The sequence below is a fragment of the Actinomadura litoris genome, assembly GCF_009733595.1.
Classification (GTDB): Bacteria; Actinomycetota; Actinomycetes; order Streptosporangiales; family Streptosporangiaceae; genus Spirillospora; species Spirillospora litoris.
This window is the reverse complement of the sequence record NZ_WOFH01000005.1, coordinates 1-15,526: the sequence shown is the minus strand read 5'-3', so window position 1 is coordinate 15,526 and position 15,526 is coordinate 1. Positions and strand designations below refer to the sequence as shown.

At 69.6% G+C, this 15,526-nt stretch carries 16 protein-coding genes, 1 tRNA gene and 1 pseudogene; 10 read left to right on the top strand and 8 right to left on the bottom strand.

Annotated elements, in window-relative coordinates; translation table 11 throughout:
• Positions 1-30: 30 nt before the first annotated feature.
• Both GNZ18_RS14835 and GNZ18_RS14830 read left to right on the top strand, forming a co-directional pair.
• On the top strand, positions 31-600 hold the full coding sequence (locus tag GNZ18_RS14835; RefSeq protein ID WP_156217089.1) for a TetR/AcrR family transcriptional regulator: 570 nt from the start codon (positions 31-33) through the stop codon (positions 598-600).
• A 737-nt stretch (positions 601-1,337) separates the two neighbouring features.
• Positions 1,338-1,571 (top strand): hypothetical protein, encoded by a 234-nt coding sequence (locus tag GNZ18_RS14830; RefSeq protein WP_156217088.1) that lies wholly within the window; start codon positions 1,338-1,340, stop codon positions 1,569-1,571.
• A 560-nt stretch (positions 1,572-2,131) separates the two neighbouring features.
• On the opposite strand, the gene GNZ18_RS14825 is transcribed toward GNZ18_RS14830, so the two are convergent.
• Entirely contained in the window at positions 2,132-3,058 is a 927-nt protein-coding gene (locus GNZ18_RS14825) for a DMT family transporter (RefSeq protein WP_156217087.1), read from the bottom strand.
• Positions 3,059-3,180: 122 nt separating this feature from the next.
• Between GNZ18_RS14825 and GNZ18_RS14820 the strand changes: the two genes are divergently transcribed.
• The 3 genes from GNZ18_RS14820 to GNZ18_RS14810 all read left to right on the top strand — a co-directional run bounded on the left by GNZ18_RS14820 (position 3,181) and on the right by GNZ18_RS14810 (position 5,821).
• Positions 3,181-3,756, top strand: coding sequence for a TetR/AcrR family transcriptional regulator (locus tag GNZ18_RS14820; RefSeq protein WP_312874531.1), 576 nt, complete (start codon positions 3,181-3,183; stop codon positions 3,754-3,756).
• 333 nt (positions 3,757-4,089) lie between these two features.
• Positions 4,090-4,668: a hypothetical protein gene (locus GNZ18_RS14815; RefSeq protein ID WP_246249878.1), complete on the top strand. Its 579-nt coding sequence runs from the start codon at positions 4,090-4,092 to the stop codon at positions 4,666-4,668.
• Between the two features lie 202 nt (positions 4,669-4,870).
• Positions 4,871-5,821 (top strand): helix-turn-helix domain-containing protein, encoded by a 951-nt coding sequence (locus GNZ18_RS14810; RefSeq protein ID WP_156217086.1) that lies wholly within the window; start codon positions 4,871-4,873, stop codon positions 5,819-5,821.
• A gap of 10 nt (positions 5,822-5,831) precedes the next feature.
• On the opposite strand, the gene GNZ18_RS14805 is transcribed toward GNZ18_RS14810, so the two are convergent.
• The gene (locus tag GNZ18_RS14805) at positions 5,832-6,392 is read right to left on the bottom strand and encodes a TetR/AcrR family transcriptional regulator (RefSeq protein ID WP_216651291.1); all 561 of its coding nucleotides are present in this window, start codon (positions 6,390-6,392) and stop codon (positions 5,832-5,834) included.
• An 89-nt stretch (positions 6,393-6,481) separates the two neighbouring features.
• Here GNZ18_RS14805 and GNZ18_RS14800 point away from each other — a divergent pair, with 89 nt between their 5' ends.
• Both GNZ18_RS14800 and GNZ18_RS14795 read left to right on the top strand, forming a co-directional pair.
• A complete protein-coding gene (locus GNZ18_RS14800) occupies positions 6,482-7,030 on the top strand; it encodes a cupin domain-containing protein (RefSeq protein WP_156217085.1) in 549 nt (182 codons plus the stop codon).
• A 130-nt stretch (positions 7,031-7,160) separates the two neighbouring features.
• Positions 7,161-8,072 carry a DMT family transporter gene (locus GNZ18_RS14795; RefSeq protein WP_312874530.1) on the top strand — a complete coding sequence of 304 codons (912 nt, stop codon included), beginning with the start codon at positions 7,161-7,163 and terminating at the stop codon, positions 8,070-8,072.
• 37 nt (positions 8,073-8,109) lie between these two features.
• On the opposite strand, the gene GNZ18_RS14790 is transcribed toward GNZ18_RS14795, so the two are convergent.
• Together GNZ18_RS14790 and GNZ18_RS14785 are read right to left on the bottom strand one after the other, a co-directional pair.
• Positions 8,110-9,909: a M64 family metallopeptidase gene (locus GNZ18_RS14790; protein ID WP_156217083.1), complete on the bottom strand. Its 1,800-nt coding sequence runs from the start codon at positions 9,907-9,909 to the stop codon at positions 8,110-8,112.
• A 256-nt stretch (positions 9,910-10,165) separates the two neighbouring features.
• The gene (locus tag GNZ18_RS14785) at positions 10,166-10,375 is read right to left on the bottom strand and encodes a hypothetical protein (RefSeq protein WP_156217082.1); all 210 of its coding nucleotides are present in this window, start codon (positions 10,373-10,375) and stop codon (positions 10,166-10,168) included.
• 233 nt (positions 10,376-10,608) lie between these two features.
• On the opposite strand from GNZ18_RS14785, the gene GNZ18_RS43150 reads away from it, so the two are divergent.
• From GNZ18_RS43150 to GNZ18_RS14775, 3 genes are all read left to right on the top strand, one after another.
• Positions 10,609-10,728, top strand: a complete 120-nt coding sequence (locus GNZ18_RS43150) for a DLW-39 family protein (RefSeq protein WP_211238580.1) — start codon at positions 10,609-10,611, stop codon at positions 10,726-10,728.
• Between the two features lie 56 nt (positions 10,729-10,784).
• On the top strand, positions 10,785-11,513 hold the full coding sequence (locus GNZ18_RS14780; RefSeq protein WP_214615730.1) for a phosphonatase-like hydrolase: 729 nt from the start codon (positions 10,785-10,787) through the stop codon (positions 11,511-11,513).
• A gap of 122 nt (positions 11,514-11,635) precedes the next feature.
• Positions 11,636-11,708, top strand: a tRNA-Ala gene (locus GNZ18_RS14775).
• Between the two features lie 52 nt (positions 11,709-11,760).
• On the opposite strand, the gene GNZ18_RS14770 is transcribed toward GNZ18_RS14775, so the two are convergent.
• The 4 genes and pseudogenes from GNZ18_RS14770 to GNZ18_RS40830 form a co-directional block, all read right to left on the bottom strand.
• On the bottom strand, positions 11,761-12,918 hold the full coding sequence (locus GNZ18_RS14770) for a tyrosine-type recombinase/integrase (RefSeq protein ID WP_156217081.1): 1,158 nt from the start codon (positions 12,916-12,918) through the stop codon (positions 11,761-11,763).
• A complete protein-coding gene (locus GNZ18_RS14765; protein WP_312874529.1) occupies positions 12,918-13,166 on the bottom strand; it encodes an excisionase family DNA-binding protein in 249 nt (82 codons plus the stop codon). Before GNZ18_RS14765 ends, GNZ18_RS14770 begins: the two co-directional genes overlap by 1 nt.
• Positions 13,163-14,854: a replication initiator gene (locus GNZ18_RS14760; protein WP_246249876.1), complete on the bottom strand. Its 1,692-nt coding sequence runs from the start codon at positions 14,852-14,854 to the stop codon at positions 13,163-13,165. Before GNZ18_RS14760 ends, GNZ18_RS14765 begins: the two co-directional genes overlap by 4 nt.
• Positions 14,851-15,526 (bottom strand): annotated as a pseudogene (locus tag GNZ18_RS40830) (cell division protein FtsK); the annotation flags it as partial. The pseudogene GNZ18_RS40830 and the gene GNZ18_RS14760, both read right to left, overlap by 4 nt.

Sequence of the window (15,526 nt, the reverse complement as noted above, 5' to 3'; positions counted from 1 at the left end):
TCATGGCGCCCAGCTGGGAGGAGTCGTCCAATGACCACATCGACGCGCGAGCCCGCTCGGGACCGGATCCTGCGCACCGCGACCGACCTCTTCTACCTCTACGGCATCCGCGGCGTCGGCGTCGACCGCATCATCGCCGACTCCGGCGTGGCCAAGGCGACCCTCTACGCGCACTTCAAGTCCAAGGACGAACTGGTCCTCACCTTCCTGCGCCACTCGGACGAGAAGTGGCGGAAGATGCTGCGCGACGCGGCGGAGGGCGCGGGCGACGACCCGCGCGAGCAGCTCGTCGGCATGTTCGGGGCGATGGAGGCCGCCGACGGCGACGGGCCGTTCCGGGGATGCGTGTTCATCAACACCGCGAGCGAGTCGCTGCCGGGCTCGGCCGTCCACGAGGCCACCGTCGCGCACAAGCGGGCCGTCCGCGCGTGGGTGGGCGAACTCGCCGCCGCCGCGGGAGCCGCCGATCCGGAGCTGCTGGCGCGCGAGCTGACCATCCTCCTGGACGGCGCCATGGCCGGAGCGGCCCTGGAGACGATCGGCGAGACGGTGCCCGCCACCCGCCGGGCCGCACGGGCCATCGTCGACCGCCACCTGTGACCCCCGCGCTGTGAAGCCCGGCCCGCAACCGGGCTGTGCCTGGGGATCCAGGTGGGGATGAGCGGTGGGTGACGCAATCCACCGCCGCGAGCACGCTGTGGAGGCCCGCCGCCCACAGGGTGTGGACGGGCTGTGCGCCCTCCCCGGGGGGAGGCGTTGTTCTGCCTGGTCACAGGCTTTTCCACGGCGTGGATAAGTTGGCTCGGTGGCTGGGGATCGCCTGGGGAAGAATGGTGGACCGTGACGCACGGCACCGTACCCAGGCTGTGCACCGAAGTTATCCACAGGTTGTGGATGCCCTGTCCGGCCGTCCGGCCTTGTGGAAGCCTGAGGACACGGGGTTCCGATCGAGCGCGAAGCCCCACCTCCTGGGGATTTCCTTGTGGATCCACTACCCCGAGCGCCTGATTTCCAGGCGGTGAGAGTGTGGGCAAGGTTGCCCCCAGGCTGTGGACAACTTTGGTCTTGGACCCATGGGGAGGGGTGAGGCGACAGGGCGGTGCGTCGCCCGCATGAAGGGCTGGTTCGCTGACGGGCAACGGCAGCGCCGGTCCCGCCGGTACGGGGGTTCGGCGTTCTGCGGAACGTCGAAATCCGTGCGCGAACGTCGCCGCGCCGCGCCCGGCGGACACGGGTACGCACGCCTACGATGGGCGCGGTCCGCGCACGTCCGACGGGCCCCGAAGGGCCTCCGACCTGCGAACACCAGTTCGAACCCGTGCTAGCATCGCGGACCTATGGCGCACCTTCTCAACGAACCGATCCTGGCCGAGCACGACCCGGCCGGGCGACTGACCGCGTACGAGTGGAGGGGCGCGCGGTACGCCGTCGACGAGGTTCTGAAGACCTACGGGTCGTCCCAGGAGGCCCGGGTCTACCGCGTCCGCGTGACCGGAGCGGAAGGGGTGGCCGTCGCGGAGCTGGGCCGCGAACACGACCGCTGGCGTCTCCGCCACATCTTCTCCGCCTGAGCGTCCCCCCTCACCGCGTGAGGCCCGTCCCGCCCGGACGCGCCTGGACGCGCCTGGACGCGGCGGGCCAAGGCAACCGTCGACTAGGGCGCTTCTGATGGATCATCAGGGCGACCTTGCGGGTCCTGGAACGGCTCCACAAACCACCTCTCGGCGACCTGCTGCCACAGCAGCAACAACCACGTTGCTCGTTGGGTCCGCCCAAGATTCATCAGAAGCGCCCTAGCCGCCATCAGGCTCCCGCGCCTCACCCACGTCCACCCCCGCACCTCACCCGCGCCTCACCGGCGTCCACTCCTGCGCCTCACCGGCGTCCACTCCCGCGCCTCACTCGCGCCTCATCCGTGTCGACCCCCGCGCCTCATCCGCGTTCACTTTCGCGTCTTGGTCCGTCCCGCGCCTGGCACCATCCCGGGGGAACGTGCGATGGGGGAGGCCGGATCCGGTCCGGATCCGGCCTCTGGTGTGAAGTCCCTTGGTCAGGCGGACGACACGTCCCAGGTGCGGGCGGCCTGCCAGGTCACGGATCGGGGTCTGTCCGTGGTCGGCGAGAACGTCGATCAGGCGAGTTGCACGAGGGCGCAACCGGCGCCGAGGGAGGCCAGCCCGGCGAGCCGGGCGACGGTGACCGGCCTGGGCGGGAGCCTGAACAGGCCGTAGTGGTCGATCGCCGCCGCGGTCAGTTGCTGCCCGGTGACGGTCAGGGCGATGGTGGTCGCGGCACCGATCCGGGGGATGAGCAGGAAGGTGAGGGTGACGTAGGTCGCGGCCGCGGCCCCTCCCAGCCAGCCCCACCAGGGAACGGTGTTCAACGAGTTCAACCGCGGACGGGGCGTGCGGCGCAGGGCCAGCAGAAGCACCAGCACGACGGCGATCGTGGCGGTCGCGACGGTGAAGCTGACCATGCCGACCGCGAACGCGTCGTCGAGTTCGACGCGCAGCGCGGCGTTGATCGCACCCTGGACCGGGAGGACGGCCCCGGCCAGCAGCCCCAGCGCGATCCAGCCGGCGCGGGCGGAAGATGCCTGCGACGAGGTTCCGGCGAGCTGGCTGCGGATCACCATCGCGATGCCTCCGAGCACGGCCAGCGCTCCGAGCGCCATCCCGGCGTTGAACGAACGCTGCTCGACGCCGAGGAGGCCGCCGATGTCCAGGACCAGGGACGCCAGGACCTGACCGGCCACGAACAACCCCGCCGAGGCCAGTGCGCCCAGTCGCGGGAACAGCAGGATCGCGCTGGCGATGTAGATCGGGCTCGCGACCCCGCCCAGCAACTTCCAGGGCGCGACGTCCGCCACCCCGGCGAGGGCTCCCCAGCCGCCCGCGACGCCGGCGACCGCGGCCAGCAGGACGGCGGCGATGCCGAGTTGCAGGGTCGAGGCGCCGTAGGGCGTGCCGACCACCCGGTTGAGTTGCAGGTTGGCGGACGCCTGGACGGCCAGCAACCCGCCGATCACCAGCGCCGACACCAGAAACAGGACCCCCATGGATGTCTCCGAATCCCAAGAGGATGAAACGGCACGTGCCGTTCTGACTGCGCCGATCATGGCCACATCGCCCGTCGATTGTCAACGGCACGTGCCGTGCCGTTTTGGTAAGGTGTGCTCTCGTGACAGTCAGCCCACCGCCCCAGAGCCCTGATCGCACCGCCGTCATCATGCGGACGGCCCTCGACCTCGCACGCGAGGTCGGCTACGCCAAACTCAGCATCGAGGGCATCGCCGCCCGCGCCGGCGTCGGCAAGCACACCGTCTACCGGCGCTGGCCCTCCAAGGGCGCGCTCTTCCTCGACGCCATGCTCTCCGCCCTCCAGACGGAACTGGCCTACACCGACACCGGCGACATCGTCGACGACCTCCGCAAGCAGATGAACGCCGCCCGCGAACTGGTGGGCGGACCGGACTTCGGCCCCCTGTACGCCGCGCTGGTCGGGGAGGCCCAGCACGACCCCGCCATCGCCGAGGCCCTCTACGAACGCTGGGTCGAACCGATCACCGAGAGGACCCGCATCCGCCTCCGTGCGGCACAGGAGCAGGGGCAGCTATCCACCGAGTACGACCTGGACGTCATCGTCGCCCTGCTCTACGGCCCCCTGTACTACCGCTTCCTGCTGATCCCCGGTAACTACGACGCGGCCTTCATCGACGCCGTCCTGCAAGCCGCGTTCGCCGGCCTGAAGCCCTGACGACGGTCGGTCGGCGGTAGGCGCGAGCGCGACCGACCGGCGATCACGTCCGGTCCACGACAGCGGCCGAGCAACGCGCCGCACGCGACGGCCATCCAAGCCTTTGGACCGCGGGCGCCCCCGCCTAAGGGCCACCCCCCGGCAGCAACACCACAAGATCGCCAGGGTCGGCCACGTGAGTTCCCACAGGTCATGCCCGGGATGCGGCCCTACCTCTCGCGGGGGAGACGGGACGGCACACTCCACCCGGTTAGGGGAGGGATCCGGCCTCCGATCCCGGCAGAGTCGTCCATGCCGGGCAGGGATCCGGAGCCGAACCCCTGAGGAGCCATGATGACCACGACCTTCACCGGAACGGCGCCCGCCGCCGTCCAAACCGAGCGGCGCAGCCGGAAGACAGGGGCTCGCACGATGCCAGGTGTCCCCAGGTGGGCGTACTGGGCGGCGCACGCGGCGGCGCTGACGACGCTGCCGTCCGCGTTGTGGCGGCTGCCGATGACGTGGGGCTACGGGATGGGCTTCACCGACGAGGCCATGACGGACCTGCACGTCCCCGGATGGGGCTCGGTGTACGTGCTCGTCCTGATCCTGCTGAGCGAGCTCGCGTCCTTCGCCACCCTCGGGCTGATCCAGCCGTGGGGGGAGCGATTCCCCCGCTGGATGCCGTTCGTCGGCGGCAGACGCGTGTCGGTGCGGTTCGCGGTCACCACCGCGATGCTGGGAGCGATGACGGTGCTGTTGTACACCGTCGGCTACTTCTATACCTGGACGCATCGCAGCGCCGGATCCCCGACCGGCGCATGGGCGTGGCTGATGAACGCCTCGTTCGCGCCGGTCGTGGCCTGGGGCCCGCTGCTGATCGCGGTCACCGTCCACTACCACCGGCGACGCCGCGCGGCTCGTCCGGCCTGACCGGCCCCTTCGACGCCGCCGCCCTTGCCCATGGGCCCGATCCCGACCGCGAGAGGGCTGATCGCGCCGCGCCCGTTCAGTGACGAAACCTCAGATCAGAGGAGAACCCTTCGATGATCACCTCCCCGGGCCACGCCACGATCGTCAAGACGTGGTGCGTGGAGGACGAGCGCGGTGTCCGAGGGGGTGTCACTATGTCGGAATGGCGCGGGAGGTGGGGAAGCAGGTGGTCACACGGGGGGATCGGGCCGACTGGACGCGTGTGGACGGAATTCAGGGCGCTTCGCTCGATCTGCTGAGTGCCCGGTTCGGAAGTCGGCACTACGCCCCGCACACGCACGACGAATTCGCCATCGGTGTGTGCGTCGATGGCATGGAGACGATGCGGTACCGGGGAGAGAGGCTGTACTCCGCAGCCGGAAGCGTCCTCGTGATCGAGCCCGGGGAGACGCACACGGGCGGGCCGGCCGGGCCCGACGGGTACGCCTACCTGGCGTTGTATCCGAGTGTCGAGCTGCTGAGCGGTATCACCGGAACGGTCGAGACGCACTTCCAGGAGCCCGTCATCCGTGACCCTCGGCTGGCAGAGGCGCTTCGCCTTGCCCACCGCGCCCTGTGGCTGGGCGAGTACCCCTTGGAAGGCGAGACCAGGCTTCTCGAAATGCTCGGCGCGCTCACCCGGCGCCATGCGGCGAAGGTGCCCCGGGCCGCCATGGGGATCCAGCCCGATGCCCGCCGGATCGCCCAGACGGTCACGACGCGCCTCGCGGACGAGTTGGTGGACCCGCCGACGCTCGCCGAAGTGGCGGCCGACCTGGAAATGTCCCGCTACCAACTCCTCCGCGCATTCCGCAATGCCATGGGCATGCCGCCGTACGCGTGGCTCGCTCAGCACCGGGTGTCGCGTGCCCGAGGGCTCATCGACGCCGGACATCGGCCCGCCGAGGCGGCGACCCTCGTCGGATTCGCGGACCAGGCGCACCTCACCCGCTGGTTCCGGCGCGTATTGGGGGTCACGCCGGGCGTTTATCGGAAGAGCGTCCTGGGTGACGCCCACCCTCGTCCCGCCTCATCCCAAGGGAAACAGCAGTGCGGGCCTGGCCGGTCTCAAAACGGCGGCATATATACGGCCCCGGCGGCCAGGACGGTCTGACGGGCAGCGATCAGGACGGTAGGAAGACCGCGGTCGCCTCTTCGGCGAGGGCGGCGGAGTCCGGTCCGTCAGGGTCGGTCTGGGCCAGGTGCAGCAGCCCGAGGATGGCCGCGTACGCGACCCGCGCCCGCGACGCCGCCCGGTCCGGTGGCAGGCCGAGTTCCTGGTAGGTGCGGGTCAGGAGATCCAGCCGGGCCCGGTTCACCTCGTGGACCGCGTCCCTGACCCGGGGGTCGTTGCGGTCGCCGAGCAGGCTGAGGTGCACCGATGGGGCCAGCGGCTGGACGGCCTGCACGACCACGGTGAGAAGTTCGCGCAGCCGCCGCGCCGGGTCGGTGAGCGCGGCGAGTTCGGTGAGCGCCGCCTCGCCGTGGCTGCGCGCCCATTCCGTGAGCGCCGCGGTGATCAGCTCGTCCCGGTTCCGGTAGTGCGCGTAGAAGCTGCCCTTGGTCACGCCGAGCGTCCGCGCGAGGGGTTCGACGGCGACGGCGGCGAGCCCGCCGTCCGCGATCGCCTTCAGCGCGGCCCGCGCCCAGTCCTGGGCGGACAACCGGGTCGACTCGTTCACCACGGGCTACAGGATACGCCACCGTATTGACGGGTTCGGGAGGCAAAAGATACGGTGGCGTATCCATACGCCACCGTACTAAAGGAGTGCCGATGAAGGTCCGCCGTGTGGTCACCGGGCATGACTCCGCAGGTCGGGCTCGTGTGGTCGACGATCGCGACGTCGAGCCCATCACATCCGATCTGATGCCCGGCGTCGCCGCCTACCGGCTGTGGGGGCGGGACGAGCGGCCCACGTTCCCCGACGACGGCGCGCCGCGTCCCGCCGAGGCGTGGTATCCGCCCCGCGACGGCTCGCGGTTCATGATCAATACGATTCCGCCGGGCGAGGTGGTCCCGCGTCCGGATCTGGACATGACCGCCGCGCTCGACGAGTTGGAGCGGCGGATGCCGGGCGCCATGGCGGCGATGGAGCCCGGCACCGCGGGGATGCACACCACCGACAGCATCGACTACGTCATGGTCGTCTCGGGCGAGGTCACGCTCGACCTCGACGGCGGCGAGCGGACGGTGCTGCGGGCGGGCGACGTCCTCGTCCAGAACGGCACCCGGCACGGATGGCGAAACGACGGCACCGAGCCGTGCACGATCGTCGGTATCGCCATCGGAGCGGACCGCACGCGTCCGACAACTCCGCGTTGAGAACGCTCCCGGCGCGCAACTGCGTTCAAGACCTCCGGGGGCGATGGGCCGCACCCTGATCGGGTCACCGGGGCCCGTCGCGGCTCCGGGCCCGTCCGGTGGACGGGGGGAACCGGAACGGGGGGTTGTGGTGAGTCGCCGCGGCTGGGTGCTGTTCGCGCTGATGAGCGTGCTGTGGGGGATTCCCTACCTCATGATCAAAGTGGCGGTCGAGGACGTGTCGGTGCCCGTGCTGGTGTTCGCGCGGACCTTCCTCGGCGCCGTCCTGCTGCTGCCGTTGATGATCCGCGCCGGGGATCTCGGCGTCGTGCGCCGCCACTGGCGCCCGCTGCTGGTGTTCGCCGCGCTGGAGATCCTCGGCCCGTGGGCCCTGCTGTCGGACGCCGAGCACCGGCTGACCAGTTCGATGACCGGGCTGCTGATCGCGGCCGTCCCGATCATCGCGGTGCTGGTGGCCCGGGTCACCGGCGACGCCGAGCGGCTCGGGCCGGTGCGCTGGACGGGGCTGCTGGTCGGGCTGGCGGGCGTCGGCGTCCTCGCGGGGCCGCACCTCGGCGGCGGGAACGCGTGGGCGCTCGGCGAGGTGATGCTGGTCGCGCTCGGATACGCGACGGCGCCGATCATCGCGACCCGCCAACTCAAGGAGCTGCCGAGCCTGCACCTGGCGGCGTCCTCGCTGGCCTTCGCCGCGGTCGTCTACACGGGGCCGGCAGTTGCCACCTGGCCGGAAGAAGTGCCCGGTGGACGCGTCCTCGCGGCGCTGGCCGGGCTCGGGGTGGTGTGCACCGCGCTGGCGTTCCTGCTGTTCTTCGAGCTGATCCGGGAGGTCGGCACGTCCCGGGCGATGGTGTTCACCTACGTCAACCCGGCCGTCGCGGTGGTCGCCGGAGTCCTGTTCCTGGACGAGCCGCTCACCGCGACGATCATGATCTCGTTCGCGCTGATCCTCTGCGGGTCGGTCCTGGCCACCGCGCGCCGCGCCCCCGCCGCCACCCCCACCCCCGAGGTGCTCGTCGAGCCCGCGTCCGAACCCGCCTCGTAGGCCGCCGACCTCGCCGAGGCCGGCGGCCTACCCGGTCTCAGCGCAGGGTCACGACGAACTTGCCGGCCTTGCCGATGTTCCCGGCAGGATCGATGGCGCGGTACTCGATCGTGTGCCGCCCCTTGCCGAGCCTGCCGTAGGTCAGGCCGTCGATCATGGTGCCGGTCTCGCTGAACCGCCAGGGGGCGGACGAGTCGGTGGGCCAGCCGAAGTAGTTGAACCAGCCGTCGCCGTCCACGCGGAACTCCGACACCACCACGCCCGGACGGTCGTCCGCCCCTGTGAGCCGCATGGTGAAAGGACCGTCGAAGACGTATTCGGGGGTGCGTCCCGCGCGCGCTTGCGACGCCTTGGACAACTCGTACTTCACCGTCGGGCCTTGGGAGTCGATCGTCCAGGCGCGGCTCCTGGAACCGACACGTGCGACGAGGCGATGCGTCCTCCCCTTGGACAGGTGGAGACGTCCCAGGTCGATGTCACGGTCTCCACCGCGCACACGGTGGCCGTCGATTTCCCAGCGGACCTTGAGGGCGCGCCCGACCGGATGTGTGGTCTCGGCATACACGACGCTCTCCGCGCCCACGGTCTGGTCGGTCGGAGTAGAGGAGGTGAAGTCGGCGGGCACGTCCGAGGGCGGCGTGCTCAGGCGGGTGTCCACCGTCCATGTGCGCGTCTGGGTGAGCGCGGCGGACGACCGCACAGCCGGGTCGCGCACGAAGTCGGTGGGATCGGTGACCGTCGCCGTGACCTCATGCGTGCCCTTGCGCAGATGGAGCCGCGACAGGTCAAGGTTGGGCCCCCTCTGGACGGCCCTCCCGTCGACCGTCCACGTCGTGAGCAGCGGATGCCCGGTCGGGTGCATCGTCTCCACCCACAGCACCCGGTCGTCGCCCACGGGCGCGTCCGTGGGCGTCTGCGCCTGGACGAGATTGACCTTGGCGGAGATCCGCTGGGTCATGCGCTCCCGCGCGACCTGGTCGTAGTAGTAGCCGAGCGTTTTCATCATGGAGTGCTGGCTCGGCCTCCACACGCCCTTGCTGTAGTAGAGGCCGCCCTCGTAGCGCCCTATGGTTCCGCCCGATTCGCTGCGTTCCCCTAGCCAGCGCCACCACTTCGCCTTCTGCGCCTTCATCTGCTGCTCTGTGAGCAACGTGTGGTGGATGGACTCGGGCTCCGCTCCGGTGTAGGTGCCCCCAGGGACACCACGTTGGTAATAGTCGTACTCGTCGGCGAGCCCACCCAGAGAGTGCCCCAGCTCATGCGGGGCGATGAGCGCCGACATCGCGTTCCCCCCGGACGCCGTCGCGTACGTGCCTCCCGCGCCGCCGTAGGTGTCGCTGTTGGCGAGGGCGAGGATCTGACGATTCCCCAGGGTCGCGCCAGGGACGAGGTCCGCGTACGTCTTGGCCGCCGCGGAGTCCATGACGAGGAGGCGCTGAATGCCGTCCTCCCTGCACCCGCTCCAGAACGCCATGCTCAACGGCGTCTTGTGACGTGGCGAGGACAGGTTCGGATCGCAGCCGACCCCGGACTCCTGCGACGGGATCTCGACCGCGTACACGTTGACGTAGCTGCGGTAGGACTTGAACGGCTCGATCGTCCACAGGCCGTTCAGGTGCTCGGCCAGGTGCGTCCGGAACTTCGGCATGTCCGCCGCCGTGTACCCGTCACCCATGATCACCAGGTTGAACCGCTTGGACGGATCGCCCGTGACCTGGATCGGGACCACCTTGGCGTCCGGGGCCTTCGCCTGCGCAGCCTGCGCGGGCATCGTCATCGTCAAGGGCAGGACGGCCACGGCCGCCGTCCCGATCACTCCGGCCTTACCTCTCAACATGCACGGACCTCCTCGCGGGCGCGCACGGCGGGCGAGATGGCCCGGGGGGACGGCGAGCCCGGCGCGTCCCACTGATCAAGCAGGACGTCCCGGATCTATCGCGGGACGAACCCCCATGTCAACGCCGCATATCGAGCCGGGCGGACCGAAAGGCCGACGCCATACGGGAAGCGTCGGACGCGGCCACGATCGGCCACCCTCCCGCCGAAGCCCCAGGCTCGCGGTGCCACCGGCGCCGGTCAGGCCGGGCGACCGGTCACATCCCGATTCGCCACAGCAGCAGGATGATCGAGGACAACACCAGACCCGCCGCGCCCAGCGGCACCTCGCCCAACGCGATCATCGCGGTGCAGCCGGTCGCGGTCAGCCCCGCGACGAGCAGCATCCCACGCGCGCCGGACGCCTCGTCGTCGGGCGCCCGGGAGTCGAGTTCGCGCTCCCAGAGCCCGAAGTCGTCCTCAGCCATCGGCACTCCCGAAGGTCGTCACACCGGATTATGCGGCTGTCCCCGCGTCACGGCGAGGTGGCGCGGACGTGACACCCTCCACACCTCCGCGATTTGGACGCCAGGTCCGATACCGACGACCACGTGCGGATCGCTGGGCTACGGTTGCTAGGCTTCGGAGAACCTGGGGGAGTAGAGACTGATCCGTTACATGCCCGGGTTTGCTTCATAACCGAGGTGAAGGGGTCCCCACCGTGAAGAAGCTTCTCATTCTCGCTGTCGTGGCTCTTGGCGGTTTCGCCGTGTGGCGCCGCCTCCAGCAGGACCGGGCCGAGCTCGACCTGTGGACCGAGGCCACCTCGTCCGACAGTTGAGACGCCGGCGATAATCCCGCGGAGAGCGAACGCCCGACTTCGAGGGAGGCCCCGGCGTGAGCGAAGCAGAGTCGATCACCGTCGCCTGCCTCGATCTCGCCGGGACCACTGTCGCCGACGACGACACCGTCGAGACCGCCTTCGCCGAGGCGATCGCCGCCCTCGGCACGGCGCCCGGCACGGCGGCGCACCAGCGCGCCATGACCCACATCCGCGCGTCACGCGGCGGATCCAAGATCGAGATCTTCCGCTCGCTCTTCGACGAGGCCCGCGCCCAGGCCGCGAACATGGCCTTCCAGCGCTCCTACGACCAACTCGTCGACCGGCACGGCCTCCGCGCCGTCCCCGGTGCCGCCGACGCCATCGAGCGCCTCCGCGGCGCCGGCGTCCGCGTATGCCTGCTCACCGGCTTCGGCCGCACCACCCAGGCCCGCATCCTCGACACCCTCGGCTGGTGGGACCACGCCGACCTCACCCTCTGCCCCGAGGACGTCGAGCGCGGCCGCCCCTGGCCCGACCTCGTCCTGACCGCCGCCCTCCGCCTGGGCGTGGACGACGTCCGCCACATCGCCGTCTGCGGCGACACCGCGAACGACATGCTGACGGGCCGCCGCTCCGGCGCGTCCGTGGTCGCGGGCGTCCTGACCGGCGCCCACGACCGCGCACGCCTCCTCACCGCGGGCGCCACCCACATCCTCCCCAGCGTGGCCGCCCTCCCAGACCTGATCCTCAAGAAGACCCGCCCACACCCCGACCAGCGGACAGAACCCAGCGTGATCAATTGACCCGGGCGGGCCGACCGAACGGGCCGAGGCCCTACCACGCCTCCCCCGCCCGGAAAGCCGGTGCTCCGCCCACGGTGTACGATCGACACCGGTCGCGGCGCAGGTAAACAGCAAGATGACAAGGGGCCTTAGCTCAGTTGGTAGAGCACCGGCTTTGCAAGCCGGGTGTCAGGGGTTCGAATCCCCTAGGCTCCACCCACCAAGAAGCCCAGGTCAGAACAACAACTCCGACCCGGGCTCTCAGCTCTCAGGACTTCTTCTTCCGCTTCCGTGCCCGTTGCGTGCCCGATCGCTTCCGGGCCTTCTTCATCTCGGCCCTGGCCATCGCGCTCAGCGTGTCCGCGATCTCCCGATGGCGTTCGTCCGTCGCGTGCAGGTAGATCATGGCCGCGCGATCGCTCGCATGCCCCATGCGCGCCTTGAGTTCGGGAAGGGTCGCCCCAGCGATCGCAGCGAGCGTGTTACCCGTGTGCCGCAGGTCGTGAAACCGGACACCCTTGAGCCCCGCCTTGTCCAGCGCCCGCAACCAGTTGCGCCGGAAGTTTGCGCGCCGGAGTAGCGCCCCTTTGCCGCCGACGAAGATCAGACCGTCGTCGCCGTTCTGCGCGAACTTCTCGACATGCTCCCTGAGGTCCGGAAGCACGATTGCCGGAATAGGGAGCGTCCGGGTACCGGCTTCAGTCTTCGGAGGGCCGAAGTGGAGCGGTTTGCCGGTCACCTCTACGAGCGTCCGTTCAACCCTCACCGTGCCCGCCTTGAGATCCAGGTCTTTTCGCCGAAGCGCTACCGCCTCACCCCACCGGAGGTTCGTGAACGTCGCCAGCAGCACGAGCGCCCGGTAACGCCGGTCGATGGCGTCAGCCAGGGTGAAGACTTCCGTGATGCTGAGGACCGGTCGCTCTGGGGAATTCTCGGCGCCCCCGCCTTTGATGGTGCACGGATTGCGTTTGATCATGCCGTCACTGACTGCCGTGTTCATGACCGCCTTGAGCAGTCGGTACGCCTTCGCCAGCGTGACGACGCCGACCCCCGCGTCGAGCAGCCGCTTACGCCAACGCCGTACATGCGCGTCCTTGATATCGGCGACGGCCGAATTGCCGAAAGTCGGGACCAGGTGCAGCCGGACGAGCCCCTCGTACCGCTCCACTGTCTTGGGGCGCAGGCCAGGCCGTTCCCGGATCCAGGTCTCTGCGTATTCCTTGAAGGAGACTTGTCCGGCATCGGGTGCGAGCCAATCACCTGCCTGGATCTCCGCCTCTTTGAGTACCAACCATCGTTCGGCATCGCGCTTGGTCGCGAACGTGGTCGGTGCCGGACGGTCCAGGCCATCAGGTCCTGGGTACCGCGCCTGAAACCGTCCGGACGGAAGCTTGCGGACACGTCCGAAGCGTCGCTTGCCAGCCATCAGGCTGCCCTCCTGGTGGTTTGTCCGTGCAGGGTGATCGGCTCGACAAGCCCGGCGGCGATGAAGGCACGGAGGGCGGATTCGGGGATGCGGACGAAGCGGCCGACCTTGACGAAGCGGATACGTCGTTCCTCCACCAGACGACGGGGGAACCGGGGAGTGGTGTTGAGAATCTCGGCCGCTTGGGCGTAGGTCAGGAGCCGGTCGTCAGGGGCGAGGGTCTTCATCTGCTGACGCGTATGGATCACGCTGCCTCCGCAGTTGCCGAGAGTTCTGGGGTGGTGGGTTGGATGGCTGCGTCGAGTTGTGCGCGGCGTGTGACGCGTTCGTTGATCAGGTGCATGAGGCGTCGTTCGAGGGTCTTGACGTCGGGGTCGCTGGGTCCGGCGCGTTCCCAGACGTGGACGGCGGTGGGGTCGGCCGGGTTGAGGACCGGGATTCCGGCTTCGGCGAGCCGGGCGAGGACCCAGGCTTTGCGGTCGGCTTTGTGGTCGGTCAGGGTTTTGCCGGACCAGCGTCGGGAGACCAGGACGCGGCGGCCGCCGTAGCCCAGGTGTTCGCGGCGATGGGCCTTGCCCTTGCAGAACCCGGGAGTCAGCCCCCGCCGGGGGTTCTTGGGCTGGACGCCGTAGCGCAGCCAGTTCGCGCACGTCGGAGAGCACGGCTCGTACCGGAGGGTCTCGGCCATCTTGTCGACGTGTTCACGCTGCGCGCTGGTCTGGGCCTCGTGGCATTCGGCCACCCCTTTGACGAGGTATTTGGTCAGGTAGCCGATCAGCCGCCGGGACTCAGGTGAGTCGGCCATGACGCCTTGGGCGTCGATCTGGCGGCCGAAGCGCACCACGTGCAGGGGTTCGGCATTCTCGTCCAGGCCGAGGGCGTCAAGCGCGTCATCCCAGGTCGGAAGCGGTTCGCCGGTGCGTTTGTCGACGTACCCGCCGCCGTCAGGGTGCGCTGCGTCGTCCCAGACCGGGAGGTGCTCTCCCGCGTACTTCACCTGGTCGGTGGAGGGCCACCACACCTGGTGGTAGGTCGCCGCCACCACCTGACGCAGTTCCGCGCGGGAGATGGTTCCGCGGATGGCCATGTGCAGGTGAGGGGCCAGGCGTCGTTGGGGTTCGACGGTGGCGAAGTACTGGACGTCGTAGCCGACGAACCGGCGCAGGTTCTGGACGAACCGGTCGACCAGCTTGGAGAAGTGCAGCGCATCCCGCGCGGCCCGCGTGTAGTCGTAGGTCGCCGGGTCGACGGGGGTTCCATCGGAGCGGACTCGTCCGTAGGAGTCCAGGGTGAGGGTCAGGAAGATGGAGGGCCGGAAGGTCTTGCCGTCGCGGCCCCGGAACACCTGGCCGACCGTGCGGGAGTCGACGGGGCGCCGGGGAAGGTCGGGCGCGTCCTGGCGTCGCCGAGTTGAACGGGTCCGCCGGCCCCTGGTCTCCTCCCCGGTTGTGAGGGTGCCGCGTACCCCCGCGCGTTCGATCTCGACATCGAGTTCGCGCAGCAGGCCGTCCCAGAAGTCGAGGTCTTCGCCGTGGGCGGTGCCGGTGTCGGCGGCTTGGTCGCGTTCGGTCTGGGCTCGTGCCCGCAGTTCCAGCAGGGACCGTTGTTGCTCGTCGGGGTCGGCGCGGGTGATGACGGGTTCGGTGGCGAGGTGCCATCCCTGGTTGCACTGGACGGCGCGGAGTTTGCGCTTGCGTTCGGCGCAGGTGGGACACACCGAGGCGAGGGTGTGATTACAGGGGACGTAGATCACTTCGGACTCACCGGTGTGCAGGTCGGTCCGCCGCATCGGGACGGGCCGGATACAGACGCCGTGGTCGATGGCGACGGCTTGCAGGACTTCCCGCGCCAACGGCGGCAGCGTCTTGACCACTGGCTCAGGCGAGGGGTCCTCGGTCTCAGGCGAGGGCGAACCGTCCAGGGAGAGCTGCGTCATGCTGCCTCACCCGCCTCCAGGCCGCCCAGGCCGGGGACTCCGAGAGTGATCATGTGGCGGATGTCGGTGTCGGAGACGTAGGCCGCCCGCACCCGCACCGGGTCGGGGGTGGTCTCAAGCCGGATGAATCCGACCCCCGCGCCGATCTCGGGGACGGCGGAGATCTGGTCGGCCAGCGCCCCACGGTCGCGGGACCCGTCGCCGAGGACCATGTCGACCTGTTCGCTCTCGTCCAGGCGGAGCGCGAGCCGGGTGGGGAACAGGTTGCGCAGGTTGTTGACCTCTTTGCGGGCGTCCTGCTGTGCGCCGATCACGCAGTACCCCACCGACCGCCCTTGCGAGGTGAGTACGGCGATGGCTGATTCGGCGCGCTTTCTGAGGTCGCGTTCGGGGCAGTAGGCGGTCAGGAACGCCAACTCGTCCACCACGATCACCCGGAACGGATGCTCGGTGCTGGGGCGGAAGGAGCGCGTCACCCCGGCGAACTGTTCCGCCCGCGCGTTCATGTTCTCGGCGGCCGACTCCAGCAGTTCGACCATGCCGCCCTTGGGGTCATCGCTGTAGCGCCCGTACCGCTCGAACAGCGGACGCCCGAACGACAACTCCATCCGCTTGGGATCGACCGCCCAGACCTCCACCAGGCCCGCGAGCATCAGCGGCAGCAGCGCCCGG

Coding starts and splice junctions, on each gene's coding strand:
- GNZ18_RS14835 (WP_156217089.1), top strand. CDS start 31: ATGACCACATCGACGCGCGAGCCCGCTCGGGACCGGATCCTGCGCACC.
- GNZ18_RS14800 (WP_156217085.1), top strand. CDS start 6,482: ATGAAGGTCCGCCGTGTGGTCACCGGGCATGACTCCGCAGGTCGGGCT.
- GNZ18_RS14770 (WP_156217081.1), bottom strand. CDS start 12,918: ATGGCTGGCAAGCGACGCTTCGGACGTGTCCGCAAGCTTCCGTCCGGA.
- GNZ18_RS14790 (WP_156217083.1), bottom strand. CDS start 9,909: ATGTTGAGAGGTAAGGCCGGAGTGATCGGGACGGCGGCCGTGGCCGTC.
- GNZ18_RS14760 (WP_246249876.1), bottom strand. CDS start 14,854: ATGACGCAGCTCTCCCTGGACGGTTCGCCCTCGCCTGAGACCGAGGAC.
- GNZ18_RS14830 (WP_156217088.1), top strand. CDS start 1,338: ATGGCGCACCTTCTCAACGAACCGATCCTGGCCGAGCACGACCCGGCC.
- GNZ18_RS14785 (WP_156217082.1), bottom strand. CDS start 10,375: ATGGCTGAGGACGACTTCGGGCTCTGGGAGCGCGAACTCGACTCCCGG.
- GNZ18_RS14825 (WP_156217087.1), bottom strand. CDS start 3,058: ATGGGGGTCCTGTTTCTGGTGTCGGCGCTGGTGATCGGCGGGTTGCTG.
- GNZ18_RS14810 (WP_156217086.1), top strand. CDS start 4,871: ATGGCGCGGGAGGTGGGGAAGCAGGTGGTCACACGGGGGGATCGGGCC.
- GNZ18_RS14815 (WP_246249878.1), top strand. CDS start 4,090: ATGACCACGACCTTCACCGGAACGGCGCCCGCCGCCGTCCAAACCGAG.